The sequence below is a fragment of the Rhodococcus sp. P14 genome (assembly GCF_000256505.1).
Classification (GTDB): Bacteria; Actinomycetota; Actinomycetes; order Mycobacteriales; family Mycobacteriaceae; genus Rhodococcus; species Rhodococcus ruber.
Genome location: NZ_AJFC01000217.1, coordinates 1 through 16,923 on the forward strand (window position 1 = coordinate 1; position 16,923 = coordinate 16,923).

15 protein-coding genes are annotated in these 16,923 nt (G+C 72.8%); 5 read left to right on the forward strand and 10 right to left on the reverse strand.

The window, feature by feature from the left end; translation table 11 throughout:
* Positions 1-249 precede the first annotated feature (249 nt).
* Positions 250-660 carry a PaaI family thioesterase gene (locus OEY_RS0115165; protein ID WP_010594702.1) on the reverse strand — a complete coding sequence of 137 codons (411 nt, stop codon included), beginning with the start codon at positions 658-660 and terminating at the stop codon, positions 250-252.
* A 52-nt stretch (positions 661-712) separates the two neighbouring features.
* On the opposite strand from OEY_RS0115165, the gene OEY_RS0115170 reads away from it, so the two are divergent.
* The 4 genes from OEY_RS0115170 to OEY_RS0115190 all read left to right on the forward strand — a co-directional run bounded on the left by OEY_RS0115170 (position 713) and on the right by OEY_RS0115190 (position 4,503).
* Positions 713-1,264 carry a winged helix-turn-helix transcriptional regulator gene (locus OEY_RS0115170; RefSeq protein WP_172603606.1) on the forward strand — a complete coding sequence of 184 codons (552 nt, stop codon included), beginning with the start codon at positions 713-715 and terminating at the stop codon, positions 1,262-1,264.
* Positions 1,261-2,037, forward strand: coding sequence for an alpha/beta fold hydrolase (locus OEY_RS0115175; RefSeq protein WP_010594704.1), 777 nt, complete (start codon positions 1,261-1,263; stop codon positions 2,035-2,037). Before OEY_RS0115170 ends, OEY_RS0115175 begins: the two co-directional genes overlap by 4 nt.
* On the forward strand, positions 2,038-2,334 hold the full coding sequence (locus OEY_RS0115180; RefSeq protein ID WP_010594705.1) for an MGMT family protein: 297 nt from the start codon (positions 2,038-2,040) through the stop codon (positions 2,332-2,334).
* A 432-nt stretch (positions 2,335-2,766) separates the two neighbouring features.
* Positions 2,767-4,503 (forward strand): NTP transferase domain-containing protein, encoded by a 1,737-nt coding sequence (locus OEY_RS0115190; RefSeq protein WP_010594707.1) that lies wholly within the window; start codon positions 2,767-2,769, stop codon positions 4,501-4,503.
* Positions 4,504-4,513: 10 nt separating this feature from the next.
* Here the strand turns inward: OEY_RS0115190 and OEY_RS0115195 are convergent, their stop codons facing one another.
* The 7 genes from OEY_RS0115195 to OEY_RS0115225 form a co-directional block, all read right to left on the reverse strand.
* Positions 4,514-6,103: an FUSC family protein gene (locus OEY_RS0115195; RefSeq protein WP_048771107.1), complete on the reverse strand. Its 1,590-nt coding sequence runs from the start codon at positions 6,101-6,103 to the stop codon at positions 4,514-4,516.
* Positions 6,104-6,168: 65 nt separating this feature from the next.
* Positions 6,169-6,873, reverse strand: coding sequence for a sirohydrochlorin chelatase (locus OEY_RS0115200; RefSeq protein ID WP_010594709.1), 705 nt, complete (start codon positions 6,871-6,873; stop codon positions 6,169-6,171).
* Between the two features lie 45 nt (positions 6,874-6,918).
* Complete coding sequence (locus OEY_RS0115205) at positions 6,919-8,130, reverse strand: uroporphyrinogen-III synthase (RefSeq protein WP_010594710.1); 1,212 nt, start codon at positions 8,128-8,130, stop codon at positions 6,919-6,921.
* A complete protein-coding gene (gene nirD / locus OEY_RS0115210) occupies positions 8,127-8,549 on the reverse strand; it encodes a nitrite reductase small subunit NirD (RefSeq protein ID WP_010594711.1) in 423 nt (140 codons plus the stop codon). The genes OEY_RS0115205 and nirD overlap by 4 nt, the downstream gene beginning before the upstream one ends.
* Before the next feature lie 56 nt (positions 8,550-8,605).
* A complete protein-coding gene (nirB, locus tag OEY_RS0115215; protein ID WP_010594712.1) occupies positions 8,606-11,119 on the reverse strand; it encodes a nitrite reductase large subunit NirB in 2,514 nt (837 codons plus the stop codon).
* Positions 11,120-11,163: 44 nt separating this feature from the next.
* Positions 11,164-12,627: an MFS transporter gene (locus OEY_RS0115220; RefSeq protein ID WP_010594713.1), complete on the reverse strand. Its 1,464-nt coding sequence runs from the start codon at positions 12,625-12,627 to the stop codon at positions 11,164-11,166.
* 96 nt (positions 12,628-12,723) lie between these two features.
* Positions 12,724-14,019, reverse strand: coding sequence for an MFS transporter (locus tag OEY_RS0115225; RefSeq protein WP_010594714.1), 1,296 nt, complete (start codon positions 14,017-14,019; stop codon positions 12,724-12,726).
* A 55-nt stretch (positions 14,020-14,074) separates the two neighbouring features.
* Between OEY_RS0115225 and OEY_RS0115230 the strand changes: the two genes are divergently transcribed.
* On the forward strand, positions 14,075-14,740 hold the full coding sequence (locus tag OEY_RS0115230; protein ID WP_010594715.1) for a FadR/GntR family transcriptional regulator: 666 nt from the start codon (positions 14,075-14,077) through the stop codon (positions 14,738-14,740).
* A 12-nt stretch (positions 14,741-14,752) separates the two neighbouring features.
* Here OEY_RS0115230 and OEY_RS0115235 read toward each other — a convergent pair whose 3' ends face one another.
* Both OEY_RS0115235 and moeZ read right to left on the reverse strand, forming a co-directional pair.
* The gene (locus tag OEY_RS0115235; RefSeq protein WP_010594716.1) at positions 14,753-15,607 is read right to left on the reverse strand and encodes a TIGR02569 family protein; all 855 of its coding nucleotides are present in this window, start codon (positions 15,605-15,607) and stop codon (positions 14,753-14,755) included.
* 93 nt (positions 15,608-15,700) lie between these two features.
* Entirely contained in the window at positions 15,701-16,903 is a 1,203-nt protein-coding gene (moeZ, locus tag OEY_RS0115240; RefSeq protein ID WP_443216044.1) for an adenylyltransferase/sulfurtransferase MoeZ, read from the reverse strand.
* Positions 16,904-16,923: the final 20 nt, after the last annotated feature.

The window sequence follows — 16,923 nt, forward strand, 5'->3', positions numbered from 1 at the left end:
CACGTCCTCGGGCCATCGGCGCTGCGGGGGTGCCTCGTCCGGCCTCGGCACCAGACGCACCTCGACCTGCTGCGGCCGGGCGTCGGGGCGAAGGTCGGCGTCGGTCATGCGGCCATTCCAGCAGACGGGTCCGACACGCCGCGAGCGGCGAAGACGGCACCGCCGCGAGCGGCGAAGACGGCACCGCCGCGAGCGGTGAATCCAGCACAACCGCGAGCGGCGACCATGAAACCGACCGCGAGCGGCGAGTCAGCCGGGCAGCGGAACGTTCTGCAGCCGGACCTGACCGCGCGCCAGGGTCCTGCCGCTCTCGGTGCCGGTGACGGTGACGAGCCACAGCTGCTGGACGCGGCCCTGCTGAAGTGGTTCGGCGACGACGTCGACGCGCTCACCCGTGCTCGAGCGCAGGAAGTCGGTGCTGTTGTGGACCCCGACCGCGAACTGGCCGCGGTCCTGGACAGCGGCGCTGGCTCCGACGCTGGCCGCGGATTCGACGGCGGTGGTGTAGACACCGCCGTGCACGACGCCCCACGGGGTGTGATGGTCCCGCCCCAGATCGATGTGCCCGGTGACCCGGGTGCCGGAGACCTCGTCGAGCACGAGGCCCGCGGCCTGCAGGAAGGCGCTGTCGCTGGGGAGATCGGTACCGGTGGTGTCCATGGCGCCACGCTAACTTCTGAAATTGCAGTGAGCAAGGGGCTAGCCTCGGGGCATGCGCTGGTTGGAGACGGACACGACGAACTGTTCCGTGCAGCGGACATTGGACGTGATCGGCGAGAAGTGGACCCTGCTCGTCCTGCGGGAGGCGTTCAACGGCGTGCGCCGGTTCGACGACATGCGGCGGCACATCGGGATGTCCGAGCCGATCCTGGCCGATCGCCTGCGCAAACTGGTGGCGGCGGGAATCCTGCGCCCGGCGCCGTACCGGGAGGCCGGACACCGCACCCGCAACGAGTACCGGCTCACCGACAAGGGCATGGACCTCTTCCCCGTCCTGGTCGCACTTCTCCAGTGGGGCGACCGCTACTGCGCCGACGAGGACGGACCCCCCGTGGTGGTTCGTGACCGGGTGAGCGGCCGCCCCGTCGCCGCGGTGGTCGTTCCCGCCGGCACGGCCGGTCTGACCGCCCGCGAGACCGAATCCACCCCCGGTCCGGGAGCCCGGCCCGTCCCTGCCGATCGGCCGACACGGCCGCACCGGTCCCGTGCGAGCGCATCGGCTGCCCCTGGAGCCGGCCGCGGCCCTGACACAATCGACGGGTGAACGAACTGCACACCCACCTGTTCGGTCCCGTCGACGGTCCGCAGCTGCTCGCCCTGCACGGCCTCACCGGTCACGGCCGGCGCTGGGAGCACCTCGCGTCGCAGCACCTCCCCCATGCACGGGTGCTCGCGCCGGACCTGCGCGGACACGGCCGCTCCCCGTGGACGCCGCCGTGGAACTTCGAGACACACGTACGGGACCTGCTCACCGTCCTCGACGCCCACGCCTCGGGTCCGGTGCTGGTGGTCGGCCATTCGTTCGGCGGTGCCCTGGCCGTGCATCTGGCCGCGGCTGCGCCCGAGCGGGTGCGCGGTCTGGTGCTGCTGGATCCGGCGATCGGGCTGCCGCCGGAACGCATGCTCGAGATCGCGGAGCTGACGGTGCAGCACCCCGACTACACGGACGCGGCCGAGGCCCGTGCCGACAAGACGAACGGTTCCTGGGGTGAGGTCGATCCCGCGCTGCTCGACGCCGAACTCGCCGAGCACCTGGTCACCCTCGATTCCGGCCGGGTCAACTGGCGGCTGTGCGTTCCCGCGCTCGTGGCGTCGTGGAGCGAGCTGGCACGCGAGTTCGTCCTGCCCCCGGCCCACCTGCCCACGATCGTCGCGCGGGCCGCGAAGGTGCAGCCGCCGTACGTCACCGACGAGTTCCGGGCCGCCCTCGCCGACCGGCTCGGCACGAACCTCACGACACTCGACCTCGACTGCGACCACATGATCGAACAGGCACGACCGCAGGAGACGGCGGCCCTCGTCCGGAAGCTGCTGTAGGTGCCGGCGACGAGCGAGGCCGACGTCGAACGCGTCCGGGAACTGGTCGCGGCGGTCCCCGAAGGCCGCGTGACCACCTACGGCGACGTCGCGGCGGCGGCCGGACTGTCCAGCCCGCGCACCGTGGGCTGGATCATGCGGACCGACAGCGCGGACCTGCCGTGGCACCGGGTGGTCCCGGCCTCCGGGAGGCCCGCCGCGCACCTGGCCCACCGGCAGCTCGCCAGGCTGGGCCGGGAGGGAGTGCCGATCCGCGACGGCCGGGTCGATCTCGCGGCGGCGCGACACCGGTTCTGAACCGGCTCACACCTGGTGCCGCTGCACGCGGCTCCAGGACGGCCGCGCCGAGCCCGGCCGGCACGTCGACCGCGGCGAGTAGGTCCGCGACCGCTTGGGTGAACGGCCGGCGCTGATGGTCGTCGAACGCACGACCGGCGCCGAATCGGGTGCCCGGCGGCAGGACGAGTCCTGCCGTTCCGCCGCGGCGACGAGACGGGTGGAGCCGAGGCCGTCCCGCAGCCGGCAGCACAGCGACACCCCCGCGGGCGGTGCGAACCGCGCCGCCCGGGCAGGCACCGCAGCAGGACCTCCCGCACGCGTGCACCGGCCGCCGCGCACCCCGCCGACGCGGGGGCCGGTGTGGGATCGGCGGGCCGCCGCGCAGTCGTCACACGCCGGACTGACCCGGCCCGGCACGCCGCGCCGGCCGGCGTCGGGCAGCATGACCTCATGAGTTCGCTGACCGACGTGGAGGCCGTCATCGTCGCGGGTGGGCGCGCGACCCGCATGGGCGGTGTCGACAAGCCCGCGCTCGTCGTCGGGGGACGGCGACTGCTCGACATCGCCTTGACCGCGGTGGGCGGGTGCCGGCGGATCGCCGTCGTCGGACCACGACGCGACGATCTCGACCCCGCGGTGATTCAGGTACAGGAAGAGCCCGCCGGGGCCGGGCCGGTTGCCGCGCTCGCCGCCGCGGGCGTCCACGAGCCGGTGGTGCTGACCCTCGCCGCGGACCTGCCGTTCCTCACCGCGGACACGGTCGCCGCACTCGTCGAGGCCCTGCGCGGAGCCCCGGGATCCGACGCGGCGTTCGCGGTCGACGACTCGGGGCGGATCCAGTTCCTGCTCGCCGCGTGGCGTGGTCCCGCGCTCGCCGGCCACCTCGCCGCGCTGGGGGCGGATCCGGCCAATCAACCGATGAAGGCCCTGCTGCCGGAGCGATACGTCACGGTCCCGGTGGCGGGGACCGCGGACTGCGACACACCGCAGGAGCTCGCGCAGGCCCGGGCCGCCCGTTCCGGGCTGATCGCGGCCGACCCCGAGGCCGCGCGCGCGGCGCTCCGGAAGTCGCTGCCGCGGTTGCCGGTCCGCACCCGCGCGCCGCACGAGGCGGAGGGCGCCACCCTCGCCGCACCGCTCGTCGCCGCCGAGGCGCTGCCGAGAGCCGCGGTGTCGGCGATGGACGGATACGCCGTCGCCGGCGACGGACCGTGGCTGCTGCGCGCCGAGGTCCACCGGGCCGGCGCGACCGAGCCGTTCACCCTGCAGAACGGCCAGGCGGCGCGCATCGCCACCGGCGCCTACCTGCCGCCCGGCGCGACGACGGTCGTGCGCGACGAACACGTCGAGGTGACCGACGGCACCGTCACCCGGATACCCGATGCCCCGGTGCGCGACGACGCGCGCCGTCGCGGGGAGGACTGGGCGCCCGGCGTCGAACTCGCCGCGGCGGGCGTCGCCCTGGGCCCGGCGGTGATCTCCGCGGCGCTGAGCGGCGAGGTGACCGCCGTGCAGGTCCGCGGACCCGTGCGGGTCCACGTGGTCGTCACCGGCGACGAGATCCGCCGCGACGGGCCGCTGCGCGAGGGTCAGACCCGAGATTCGCTCGGTCCCGTCCTGCCGCGGTTCGTGCAGTGGTGCGGGGCCGCCGTCGCCGGGGAGGCGCACCTGCGCGACACCGGCGACGGGTTCGACCGGCTGTTCGGCGAGACCACCGGCGTCGACGCGATCGTCGTCGCCGGGGCGACCGGCGGCGGGGCCGCGGACCAGTTGCGCTCTGCGCTGGCGCGGGCCGGCGCGTCGATCGTCGTCGAACGGGTCCGGTGCAAGCCGGGCGGGTCCCAGGTGACAGCCGTGCTGCCGGACGGCCGAGTGGTGCTCGGCCTGCCGGGCAATCCGGTCGCGGCCGTCGCGACGCTGCTGGTGATGCTGCCCGCCGTCGTCGACGGTCTGACGGGCCGCCGGCCGCAGGCACCGTGGACCGCACCGCTGGCGAACGCCTCGCAGGTGAGCGGTGACGTCACCCGGCTGCTGCCGGCCCGACAGACCGGCAACGGATCGTGGGTGTGCGACAACGCGGTCCGCACCGCGCACCTGGCGGGACTGATCGGACGGCGCGCGATCGCGCTCGTGCCACCCGGCGCGGAGAACGGCGATCCGGTGGAGCTGGTGCCGCTGCCGCAGTGACCGGCACCGGTCAGCCCGGATGCGTGAGGACCCGGTATCCGGTCTCGTGGAGTCGCCGGTGCTCCGGCCACCGCTCGCGCGTCCAGGCGGGTTCGGAGTGGGCCGCGACGATCGCTGCGGTCGTCGCGGCGTGCAGATCGAACTCCAGGTCGCGGCACAGTTCCGGCAGCGCGGTCCGCTCCCCCGCCGCGCGCGCCTGCACGATGGTGGCGACCGTCTCGGCGACCCGCGCGTCGGCGAAGCGCAGCACGCGGCGATGCGCGGACGGCAACACGAACCACAGCACCGCGACGGCGGCGAGCACGCCGATCACCGTTTCGAGCAACCGGTCGCGAGCCACCACGGTGAAGTCGTGCGGCACCCCACCGCCCCCGAGCAGCAGCGCGAGCGGCGTGATGAACACCATCGCCACCCCGTAGTTGCGGACGAGGTATTCCTCGGTTCCGGCCAGCAGCACCGCCACCACCACGACGACCCCCACGGCCGTCGGCGCCGCCCACACGACCGCGGCCAGCACGCCGAGGCCCACGACGGTACCGGCGAACCGGTGCAGACCCCGGTAGCTGCCCAGCACCCGGTCGGGTCCCTGATGCAGCACCATCGCCGCCGTGATCACCGCCCAGTCCGGTCGTCCGACACCGCCCGCGAGTGCCAGTGCGCCCGCGACGGGACCGGCCACGGCAAGGCGCACGACGATGGTCCAGGATCGGCTGCCGGGCCGAGCTGCCCGGGCGAGCCGGTATCGCGCCGACGGGCGCGGCAGTGGCGGTTGCGGTCGCAGGTCGTCGGTCTCGGAGGCGGCGCCCTCGTCGGTGCCCGCGACGAGGGTCGCGAGCCGCAGATGCGCCGCTCGGAGCGCCCGGGTCAGCGGATGGTCACCGTCGCCGATCCGCCCGTCGTGCAGGCACATCCATGCGGCGTGCAGTGCCCGGACCGCCTCGTGCCGCGGGCCGAGCGCCGCCGGGGCGCGCAGGCAGGTGTCGACGGCCGACACGGCCGCCGCCACCGCGACACGCTCGGGCGTGCGGGGCCGGACCACCACGCCGGACATCGACACGACAACCGCCGTGCCCGCACCCACCGCCGTCCACGACACGACCGCGCCGACCGGCACACCGGCACTCGGCAGCGCCGCGGCGATCTCCAGGGTCAGCAGCGGCAGGAACGCACCGGGGGCACCGAACCGCAACGCGTCGACCAGGAAGGCACCCACGGCGACGACGGCCGTCATGACCGCCACGAGCAGGAGCCACGTCCACGACGCCCCCGACTGCACGAGCACACCGACCCCGGCACCCACACCGGCCAGCACGACGAGTGCCGCCGCGACGAACAGCACCACCTTCCACCGCGCCCGGTAGGCGCGACCCTCGCCGTACACGACGGCGAACGCCCCGAGGGCGACGGTCGCGGCGACGGGTCCGTGACCGAACGCAAGACCGGCGAGGCCGGGCAGCGCCACCGCGACGGCGGCGCGCAGCGCGCCGGGCCAGCGCCGGCCTCGCCTGGGCACGCCGAGCAGGAGCGTCCGGGCCGGCCCCGGTGCCGGGAGCGGCGGGCACGCCGCGTCACTCCGGGACCCGGCTCCCGGCTCTACCATCGCTTCGGACACGGGGATCGACGATACGGGGCGCAGCTCTCATCGCCCGCGCCGTGTCGGCAAGCTCACCTGCGCAGCGGCTCCGCGGTGAGCAGCGCCGTGGCCGCGGACCGGTACCGGTCGGCCACCAGGCGCACGATCGAGTCGTGCACTCCGAGCGGTGCCGCCACGCCGTCGGCGCCCGCGTCGGCGAGACGCGCGTGGAACAGGCCGTCGGCGAGCAGGTACGACGCGACGAACACCCGGCCCGCACCCGCGGCGCGCAGTTCGGCGACGACGTCCGGCACGCGTGGAGATCCCGTGGCGACGTACCCGACGCGCACGGCGACGCGCGCGAGGGCCGACAACATGCCCGCGGCCCGGCGCACGTCGCCGACGGCGCGCGGGTCGGAGGAGCCCGCCGCGGCGAGCACCACCGCGTCCCCTGGTCGCCAGCCGGCCGCGGCGAGGCGCTGCAGCTGCACCCGGGCGAGCACGGGATCGGGTCCCAGCGCGCGGGTGACCGCCACGGCGCGATGCCCACTGTCGGTGACCTCCCGGGGTACGTCGGCGTGCACGTGGTAGCCGGAGGCGAGGAAGGCGGGCACCAGCACGGTGGGTCGCCCGGAGCGGCGCAGCACCTCCGACGGCGAAGGTCCGAGGACGTCGACGAAGGCGACGCGGGTCGTGCCCACCTCGTGGGAGACGGCGTCGGCGAGGGCCGCAATCGTCTCGACGCCGCGCGGATTGCGCGTGCCGTGGGCGACGAGCAGCAGAGCCGGGTCGGTCATGGTCACAACTCCTGGTCGGGAACGGGTCGGCCGGGGACGATGCCCCTAGTTGATCGGGTAGTCCTTGTCGGCGGCGCCGACGGGGTAGTCCTTGTCGGCGCCGCCGACGGGGTAGTCCTTGTCGGCGCCGCCGGTGGGGTCCACCGCGAGCCGGTAGCCGCGCTTGACGACGGTCTGCACGATCGCGGGGGCGCCGAGCGCGGACCGCAGCCGCGCCACCGCCGTTTCCACGGCATGGGTGTCGCCTCCGCCCCCGGGCAGCGCGGCGAGCAGTTCCTCACGGGAGACGACCCGGCCGGGGCGGGCGGCCAGGGTTCGCATCAACGCCATCGCGGCGGGCGCCAGGCAGCGGATCTCCCCGTCGACCACGACGCACCGGCCGCGGACGCTGAGCACGTGCCCGCCCGCCTCGATGCGGTGGGCGCGCCGCGGCAGCTCCTCGGCGAGGTGCCGGGCGAGGGATCCGAGCCGTGCCCGGCCCGGCGCCGAGACCGGCACCTCCAGCTCGACCAGGGGCGCGGCCGTCACGGGACCCACGCACACCGCGGTGACGCCGGTGCGCAGGGCGCGCAGCATCGCCTCGAGCATGCCGGTGGCCTTGGAACGCAGCAGCAGCGACGCGACGGCCGGGGCGCTGGTGAAGCTCACCGCGTCGATGCTGTGATCGGCGATCTGCTCGATGAGCCGGTCCATCGCGGTGGGATCGTCGGGCGGGGTCCACCGGTACACCGGGACCGCCACCACGTCGGCACCGGCGTCGCGCAGCACCTCGCACAGGTCCGCACCGGGCTCCCACTCGGTCCGGGCGCCGTGCAGCTGCACCGCGATCCGCACCCCCTCCACGCCCTCCGCCAGGAGGTGCTCGAGCACCTCGGCGGAGGACTCGGACGCCGGGGACCACTCCTCCCGCAGGTCGGCCGCGCGGATCGCGCCGGTGACCTTCGGCCCGCGGGCGAGGATGCGGCTGCCGCCCAGGGCCTCGCCGAGTTGCTCGGCGAGGCCCCAGCCGTCCGCGGCCCCCATCCAGCCGCGGAAGCCGATCGCCGTGGTGGCCACGGTGATGTCCGGCGGGGTGTCGAGGATGTCGCGCGTCACTCGCTCGAGCTCGGCGTCGTCCGCGAGCGGGATGATGCGGATGGCGGGTGCATGGACGATCTCCGCGCCGCGCCGGGTCAGCAGGGTGGCGAACTCGTCGGCGCGGCGCGCGGCGGTGATGCCGATCGTGAAGCCGTGCAGCGGCGCGGTGTCCTCGCTCACGAACGCTCGCCGTAACCGCGGTGCACGGGCACGAGACTGTGGATCTGGACGACTCCGGCCCACACCCGCACGTCGTACACGGGCAGGCGGACCGACGGGTCGTCGAGGCAGCGTCCGTCGTCCAGCGAGAAGACCTGCTTGAGCAGCGGGGACGCGACGGTCGGCTCCCCGCTGCGGTCGCCGACGATCCCGCGCGACAGCACCGCGGCCCGGCCGAACGGGTCGAAGTTGCCCACCGCCCGCAACGTGCCGTCGTCGAGCAGGAACAGCGCGGCCTGCTCCCCGCCGCGCAGCAGCACGGCGACGCCGCGACCGGGGATGAGGTGGCTGAGCGGGCAGGCCGACGTCCATTCCAGACGCCCGTCGTACACGGTGGCGCGCGACGCGCGTTCGGTGGTGTGCGTCTCGATGACGGTCATGAATGTCCTCCTTGGAACTACGGACGGAATTCTCCGGGGCCGGTGTTTCTCGGGGGTTAACCCGAGATTCCCTCGCGGTAAGAGGGCATTCCGACCAGTACCGGCACCTTCCGCTTGCCCGAGTCGTCGAACCGCACGGTCGGGTCGGCCACGTCGGGGGCGTTGACGAACGACACGAACCGGGACAGCTTCTCGGGATCCTCCAGGACGCCGGCCCACTCGTCCCGGTATCCGGCGACGTGCCTGGCCATCGCCGCCTCGAGCTCGCCGGCGATGCCGAGACTGTCCTCGCACACGACCGCCTTCAGGTGCTCGAGACCGCCGTCGAGGGCCTCGAGCCAGGGCGCGGTGCGCTGCAGCCGGTCGGCGGTGCGCACGTAGAACATCAGGAACCGGTCGATGTACTTCACGAGCGTCTCGTCGTCGAGACCGCCGGCGAGCAGCTGCGCATGCTTGGGCGACTGGCCGCCGTTACCGCACACGTACAGGTTCCAGCCGCTCTCGGTCGCGATCACCCCGACGTCCTTGCCGCGCGCCTCGGCGCACTCGCGTGCGCAGCCGGAGACACCGAACTTGAGCTTGTGCGGGGAGCGCAACCCGCGGTAGCGCAGCTCGAGGTCGACGGCCATGCCGACCGAGTCCTGCACGCCGTACCGGCACCAGGTCGATCCCACACAGCTCTTCACGGTGCGCAACGACTTGCCGTAGGCCTGGCCGGACTCCATGCCGGCGTCGACGAGTCGCTTCCAGATGAGCGGCAGCTGCTCGACCCGCGCGCCGAACAGGTCGATGCGCTGTCCTCCGGTCATCTTGACGTACAGCCCGAAGTCGCGGGCGACCTCGCCGATGACGATGAGCTGCTCGGGGGTGCACTCCCCGCCGGGCATCCGCGGCACCACCGAGTAGGTGCCGTTCTTCTGGATGTTGGCCAGGAAGTGGTCGTTGGTGTCCTGCAGCGCCGCCTGCTGCCGGCCCAGGATGTGATCCGAGTCGGTCGAGGCGAGGATCGAGGCGACGACGGGTTTGCAGATGTCGCAGCCGGTCCCCCGGCCGTACTTGGCGATCAGTGCCGAGAACGTGCGGGTGTCGGTGGCCTGCACGATCTGGAACAGCTCGGCCCGGGACTGATCGAAGTGCTCGCACAGCGCCTTCGACATGACCACGCCGGACGCCGCGAGGAGCTGCTTGACGGTGGGCAGGCACCCGCCGCACGTGGTGCCGGCGCCCGTGCACGCCTTGACCTGGGCGATGTCGCACGCGCCGTCGGCGATGGCGCCGCAGATCGCCCCCTTGGTGACCCCGTTGCACGAGCACACCTCGGCGTCGTCGGGCAGCGACCCGGCGCCCGGCTTCTCCCCCGCCGGCGAGATCAGCGCCGCAGGGTCGCCGGGCAGCTCCCGGCCGACGAGCGGCCGCAGCGACCCGTACGCGGAGGCGTCGCCGACGAGGATGCCGCCGAGCAGTGTCTTCGCGTCGTCCGAGACGACCAGCTTGGCGTAGGTGCCCTTGGCCGCGTCCGACAGCACGACCTCGAGGGCGCCCGGGGTGGCGGCGTGCGCGTCGCCGAAGCTCGCGACGTCGACCCCGAGCAGCTTGAGTTTGGTCGACAGGTCGGCCCCCGGGAACTCGGCGCCGCCGCCGAGGAGCCGGTCGGCCACGACCTCTGCCGTGCTGTAGCCGGGCGCGACGAGTCCGTAGCAGGTGCCGTCGACGGCGGCACATTCGCCGACGGCGTAGATCGCGTCGTCGGTCGTGCTGCGGCAGCCGAGGTCGGTGCGGACGCCGCCGCGGGGGCCCAGCTCGAGCCCCGCGTCGCGGGCCAGCTCGTCGCGGGGGCGCACCCCGGCCGAGAACACGAGCAGCGCGGCGTCGATCACCGATCCGTCGGACAGTTCCACCCGCAACCCGTCGGGACCGTCGGTGATCCCGGCGGTGCCGACGCCCGTGTGCACCGTCAGGCCGAGGTCGGTGACGAGGCGGGCGAGGAGCGCGCCGCCGCCCTCGTCGACCTGCAGTGGCATGAGCCGCGGCGCGAACTCGACGACGTGCGGTGTCAGGCCGAGCATCCGCAGCGCGTTGGCTGCCTCCAGCCCGAGGAGTCCACCACCGACGACGACGCCGACCGCACCCGGCGCGGCCTGCTGCGCGCCGGCCCGGATGCCGTCGAGGTCGTCGAGGGTGCGGTAGACGAAGCACCCGGCCAGATCCTTGCCGGGAATCGGCGGGACGAAGGGGTACGAGCCGGTGGCCAGGACGAGCGCGTCGTACCCGATCACCTCGCCGGCGTCGGTGGTGACGGTGCGCCCGGCCCGGTCGATCGCCGCGGCCCGGGTGCCGATCCTCAGGTCGACCAGGTCGTCACCCTCGTACTCGTTGCCGGCGAGGGCGAGTTCTCTCGAATCCCAGGAACCGACGTACGAGGACAGTCCCACGCGGTCGTAGGCGGGCAGCGGCTCTTCGCACAGGATCGTCACCGACCAGAGGTCGTTCTCGTCACGGGTGCGCAGCGCCTCGACGAATCGGTGGCCCACCATGCCGTGCCCGACGACGACGACAGACTTGTGGCTCATACCGTTTCCTTCTTCCTTGGTGTGCGGGTGGGGCCGGGGCGCCCTCAGGCGCGGACGGCCACGGTGGTGACGTCGCGCTCGGCGGGCGTCTGCCCGGTGGGGGCGCTGGGGCGGCGCAGGAACACGGCCCAGGTGACGACGATGCAGACCAGGTAGAAGGCGAGGAACACCCAGAACGCCATGGTCGCCGACTTGGCTTCGCTGCTGTAGGAGGCGCGCAGCACCAGGTTGATCCCGACGCCGCCGAGACCGCCGATGGCGCCGGCGAAACCGATCAGGGCGCCGGACATGCTGCGCGCCCAGGCGGCCTTCCCGGCCCTGTCGAGCGAGTCGAGGCTCTGCGCCTTGGCTTCGAAGACGGACGGGATCATCTTGTAGACGGAGCCGTTGCCGATACCCGAGAGCAGGAACAGGGCGATGAACCCGAGGACGAAGGTCACCATGATTCCGCCGGTGGCGGCGCCGGCGGTGGCGTCGTCGAGGGTGCCGGCGGTGACGAGCAGTCCGGCCGCGAGGGCCATTGCCGCGAACGTGTACAGCGTGATCCGGCCGCCCCCGATGCGGTCGGCCAGCTTGCCGCCGAGCGGCCGGGCGATCGATCCGAGCAGCGGACCGACGAACGCGATCTGTGCGGCGTGCAGGGCCGCCTCGGCGGCGGTCGCGCCCCCGGCGAGGAAGTTGATCTGCAGTACCTGGCCGAACGCGAAGCTGAAACCGATGAAGGAGCCGAAGGTGCCGATGTAGAGGAAGCTCAGGATCCACGAGTCGCGGTAGCGCAGGGATTCCCCCATCGCTCGCAGGTCGGCGCGCTGATCACCGAGGTTGTCCATGAACAGGGCCGCGCCGAGCGCGGCGAAGGCACACAGCACCAGGTAGACGGCACACACGATCCACGGTTCGGTGTTGCCGACGGTGGCGATGACGAGCAGGCCGACGAGCTGCACCACCGGCACGCCGATGTTGCCGCCGCCCGCGTTCAGGCCCAGCGCCCAACCCTTGAGCCGTTGCGGGTAGAAGGCGTTGATGTTGGTCATCGACGACGCGAAGTTGCCGCCGCCGAGGCCGGCGATCGCGGCCACCACCAGGAAGGTGGTGTAGGAGAAGCCGGGGTTGAGCATGAGGTACAGGGTCGCGACGGTGGGGATCAGCAGCACCAGCGCGCTGAACACGGTCCAGTTGCGACCGCCGAACCGGGCTGTGGCGACCGTGTAGGGGATGCGCAGCAGCGAACCGACCAGGGTAGGCACGGCGACGAGGAAGAACTTGCCGGCGGCATCGATGCCGTAGACGTCGGTCGGCATGAACAGCACCATCACGGACCAGATGGACCAGACGGAGAAGCCGACGTGCTCGGCCAGGACGGACCAGATCAGGTTCCGCTTCGCGATCTCCTTGCCGCCGGCGTCCCATGCCGCCGTGTCCTCGGCGTCCCAGTGTTCGATGCGGTGCTTGCGGGCGAACTTCGCACGCAGGCCTTCGGTCGGTGATATTCCGGTCGTTGCGGCCACCCCATGCCCCTTCCTCGGGTCGGTATCGATGGACCCAAGGTAGGAAACGGGTGTTGCCGCGGTGCTGCCCTCGGTGACTGCCGCGTCAAGAGATGCTCACCTGCGGCAGGAGGTCTCCGTGAGGTCGTCGCCGCGGGGGTGCGCGGGGTGCGGATCGGCGCCGGAGCCGCCCCAGGTGTCCTCGACGTACCGCGGCCGGCAGGCCACCCGGCCGGCGATCAGGACCACGAACGCGGCGCCGCCGAGGAACACGAACGGTGCCGTCCAGCCACCGGTGATCTCGCGCAGCACCCCGACCAGGACCGGTCCGGCGCAGGCGACGGTGTACCCGAGGCCCTGGGTGAACCCGGACAGCGCCGCCGACGCCGCATGGGTGCGGGTGCGCAGGTTGATCAGGGTCAGTGCCATGGGGAAGGTGGTCGGCCCGACGCCGATCGCCAGCACCCACAGGGCGGTGGCCGTCAGCGGTGCGAGCAGCAGGCCGGTGAACCCCACGGCGTAGCTCGCCACGCACACGAGGACGAGCGGGAAGGGATCCCGCATGCGGGCGCACGCGGCGGGGGCGACGAACGAGGCCGCCAGGCCGACGAAGGAGAACAGCGCGGTCATCGCGCCCCCGAGTGCCTCGCTGCCCCCGGCGTCGAGCAGTACGGCGGGAATCCAGGTGAACATCGAGTAGGTGATCAGGGAGGTCATGCCGAACATGCCGGCCATGCCCCATGCGACGGGCGAGCGCCACACCCGGCCGGGTGCAGGGGCGGAAGGGGGCGCGTCGCGGGTGCCCGGCTTCGCACCCCGGGCCCGGTGGAGTACGCCGATCCACGGAATCGCCGCGGCGAACGCCCACGCCGCCCACAGACCGATCGACCAGCGCCACCCCGCGGCTTCCGCGACGGGGACCGCGGCCAGGGCGGGCAACACGGTGCCGATCTGGACGCCGACGATGTAGACGGTGCTCACGACGGCGAGCCGGTCGGAGAAGTACCGCTTGACCAGCGGCGGGATCACCACGTTGCCGACGCCCATTCCGGCGAGGGCGAGCGCCGAGAACGCGAGCAGTGTCCACGTCTCGTGAGTCAGCGCGCGGGCCGCCATGCCGACTCCGGCGGCCAGCATCGCGATCAGGGCCGTGGTCTCGAGCCCCGCTCGCCGTGCGATGACCGGGGTGAGGAGACCGAACGCCGCGAACATCGCGGTCGGCACCATCCCGAAGACACCCACCACGGCAGGCGCGAAGCCGAGTTCGGCGCGGATCTGTTCGGCAAGGGGACTGAACGAGGTCACGGCGAGGCGCAGCGTGAGGGCGGACATCACGATCGCGACGAAGACGAGGAGACGTCCCCGCAGCAGGGACGTGGATCCGGCATCGGTGACAACCACGGAGCGAATCATAGGATGACCCGATGTATATCGTCGAAGGCGTTTTCCGGATGCAGGAAGGAGCCCCATGCGCACCGTGCGACGCACCGGTCTCGTCGCCCAGGTCACCGAGCAGTTACGCGGCCACATCCGCACCGGCGCCTGGGCAGTGGGCACCCGCATCCCGACCGAACCCACCCTGGCCGAGCTGACCGGCACGGGCCGCAACACCGTGCGCGAGGCCGTCCAGGCACTCGTGCATTCGGGGCTGCTCGAGCGACGGCAGGGATCGGGCACCTACGTGGTCGCCACCTCGGAGGTGGGCAGCGCACTCGGCACCTACTTCGCCGACGCCCACGAACAGGACGTGCTCGAACTGCGGCAGGCGCTCGACGTCACCGCCGCGGCGCTCGCCGCGCAGCGCCGCACCCGGGCGGACGCAGAACACCTGACCGAACTGTTCGACGCGCGGATGCGCGCGTGGGCGGACCCGCGTTCGGCCGCCGCCCTCGCCGCCGACGTCGCCCTGCACCGCGCGATCGTCGCGGCCAGCCACAACGCCGTGTACCTCGAGTTCTACGACTCGCTGATACCCGTCATCGAGGAGACGATCCGCCGTCGCGTCGAAGAGACCGGCGCAGGCTTCCACGACGAGCACCGCGAACTGGTGCTCGCCGTCGTCGCAGGAGACCCGGGTCGCGCCGCGGCCGCCGCCCTCGCGATGTTCGGGGAGCTGCGCGGCAGTGACGCCTAGAGGAGGCGAGACCTAGAGGAGCAGACGCACCAGATCCGAGGTGTGTGCCAGCCCCGGGAACGCCTCCTCCGTCGAGCGCGGATGCAGGGCGTGCACGGCGAGCCGGAACATCACCGCGCGCAGCAGCATCTGCGGCCACTCCGGCAGGTCCTCCCAGCGGCCGATGAGCTCGTCGTCGGCGCCGCCCCACGACAGCGCATCGACGACGGCGACGCCGGCCGCCCACGACGCGGGTCGCCAGTAGGGGGTGATGTCGGTCAGGCCGGGTGCGGCGCTGCCGGCGAAGAGCACGGTGCCGAACAGGTCGCCGTGCACGAGCTGATCGGGCAAGTGGACCGGCTTGCGCAACGTCGCGAGCTGGTTGATCAGATCGATGCTCTTGCGTCCGTCGGGCGTGACGGTGTCGGGGGCGCCGGCGGCGCGGGCGGTGCGCAGCGGTACCGCCTCCCAGGCCGCGCGGTCGGCGGCGACGAACACGTCGACGTCCTCCCACGGCGCCACGGGCGGCTGCATGAGGAAGCGCGGTCGCTCGAGTTGGGCGGTGGCGGCGTGCAGCCGGAGCGACAGCGCCACCACCTCGTCGTGCCGTGGTTCGGAGGTGCCCACGATGTACGTGTCGGCGCGCCAGCCGGAGACGACGTAGCGGCCGTCGGTGGAGCGAACCGGCCGCGCCAGTCGGACCCCGTCGACGTCGAGGTTCTCGCGCACCTTCGCCGACCACGCTGCCCGGGCGTGGTCGGCGACCGGCGAGAGCACGACGTCGCCGCAGCGCCAGCCACCGTCCCAGTCCGCCCCGAGCGGGACCGGTTCGACGTCGCGTAGGCCGAAGGTCGAGCGCACGTGCTGCGGGGGTTCGAGGGGACTCACGGGGCACACCGTACAGTCGGCGCCGCCGCCTTCAGGGAAGGCACTCCGTTACCCGGGGACAGCATTCCCGCATCGTTATCTCACCGTGTTCCCTCAGTACACGGGCAGTGACGGGTCCACCTGCTGAGCCCACGCGAGCACGCCGCCCTGCAGGTGCGTGGCGTCCGAGAAACCGGCCTTCTTCAGCACGGCGAGCGCTTCGGCCGAGCGGATCCCGGTCTTGCAGTGCAGCACGATCGGCTTGTGCTGCGACAGCTCCGCCAGCGCCTCTCCGGAGAGGATGCGGTCCTTCGGGATCAGCCGCGCCCCGTCGATGTGGACGATGTCCCACTCGACCGGCTCGCGCACGTCGATCAGTTCGATCTCCCGGTCCGACTCGAGCAGCCGGTGCAGTTCGGTCGGGGTGATCGTCGACTCGGCCACGGCCTCGGCGGCGTCGTCCGGCACGACACCGCAGAAGGACTCGTAGTCGACCAACTCCGTCACCGGCACCCGGCCCGGATCACGGCGCAACGTCACCGTCCGGTAACTCATCGCGCGAGCGTCGTAGATCATCAGCCGTCCGAGCAGCGACTCGCCGATGCCGGTGATCAGCTTGATCGCCTCGGTGGCCATGATCGACCCGACGGACGCACAGAGCACCCCGAGGACACCGCCCTCCGCACAGGACGGGACCATGCCCGGCGGAGGCGCCTCCGGGTACAGGTCCCGGTAGTTCAGTCCCCGCCCGCCCGGCGCGGCCTCCCAGAACACCGACACCTGTCCCTCGAACCGGAAGATCGACCCCCATACGTACGGCTTGCCGGCGAGGATCGCCGCATCGTTGACGAGGTAGCGGGTCGCGAAGTTGTCGGTGCCGTCGAGAATCACGTCGTACTGCTCGAACAGCTCGACGGCGTTGCTGCGGTCGAGCCGGACCGGGTGCAGGCTCACCGCCACGTTCTCGTTGATCCCCCGGATCGTGTCGCGGGCGCTCTCCCCCTTGGGCCGGCCCACGTCGGCGACCCCGTGGATCACCTGCCGCTGCAGGTTGGACGATTCGACGTCGTCGAACTCGACGATGCCGAGGGTGCCGACCCCGGCCGCGGCGAGGTAGAGCAGCACCGGGGAACCGAGGCCGCCGGCACCGATGCACAGCACCCGCGCGTTCTTCAGCCGTCGCTGCCCCGTCACCCCCACCCCGGGGATGATCAGGTGCCGGCTGTAACGGGCCACCTCCTCGCGGGTCAGGTCCGCGGCGGGTTCCACCAGAGGTGGCAGTGCACCGGATTCCACCAGGGATGGCAGTGACGTCACGACAGCTCCTCGGCCGGTTC

Excerpts from the sequence above, each read along its gene's own strand:
- OEY_RS0115165 (WP_010594702.1), bottom strand. The coding sequence starts at position 660 with ATGGACACCACCGGTACCGATCTCCCCAGCGACAGCGCCTTCCTGCAG.
- OEY_RS0115170 (WP_172603606.1), top strand. The coding sequence starts at position 713 with ATGCGCTGGTTGGAGACGGACACGACGAACTGTTCCGTGCAGCGGACA.
- OEY_RS0115190 (WP_010594707.1), top strand. The coding sequence starts at position 2,767 with ATGAGTTCGCTGACCGACGTGGAGGCCGTCATCGTCGCGGGTGGGCGC.
- OEY_RS0115195 (WP_048771107.1), bottom strand. The coding sequence starts at position 6,103 with ATGGTAGAGCCGGGAGCCGGGTCCCGGAGTGACGCGGCGTGCCCGCCG.
- OEY_RS0115200 (WP_010594709.1), bottom strand. The coding sequence starts at position 6,873 with ATGACCGACCCGGCTCTGCTGCTCGTCGCCCACGGCACGCGCAATCCG.
- nirD (WP_010594711.1), bottom strand. The coding sequence starts at position 8,549 with ATGACCGTCATCGAGACGCACACCACCGAACGCGCGTCGCGCGCCACC.
- nirB (WP_010594712.1), bottom strand. The coding sequence starts at position 11,119 with ATGAGCCACAAGTCTGTCGTCGTCGTCGGGCACGGCATGGTGGGCCAC.
- OEY_RS0115225 (WP_010594714.1), bottom strand. The coding sequence starts at position 14,019 with ATGATTCGCTCCGTGGTTGTCACCGATGCCGGATCCACGTCCCTGCTG.
- OEY_RS0115230 (WP_010594715.1), top strand. The coding sequence starts at position 14,075 with ATGCGCACCGTGCGACGCACCGGTCTCGTCGCCCAGGTCACCGAGCAG.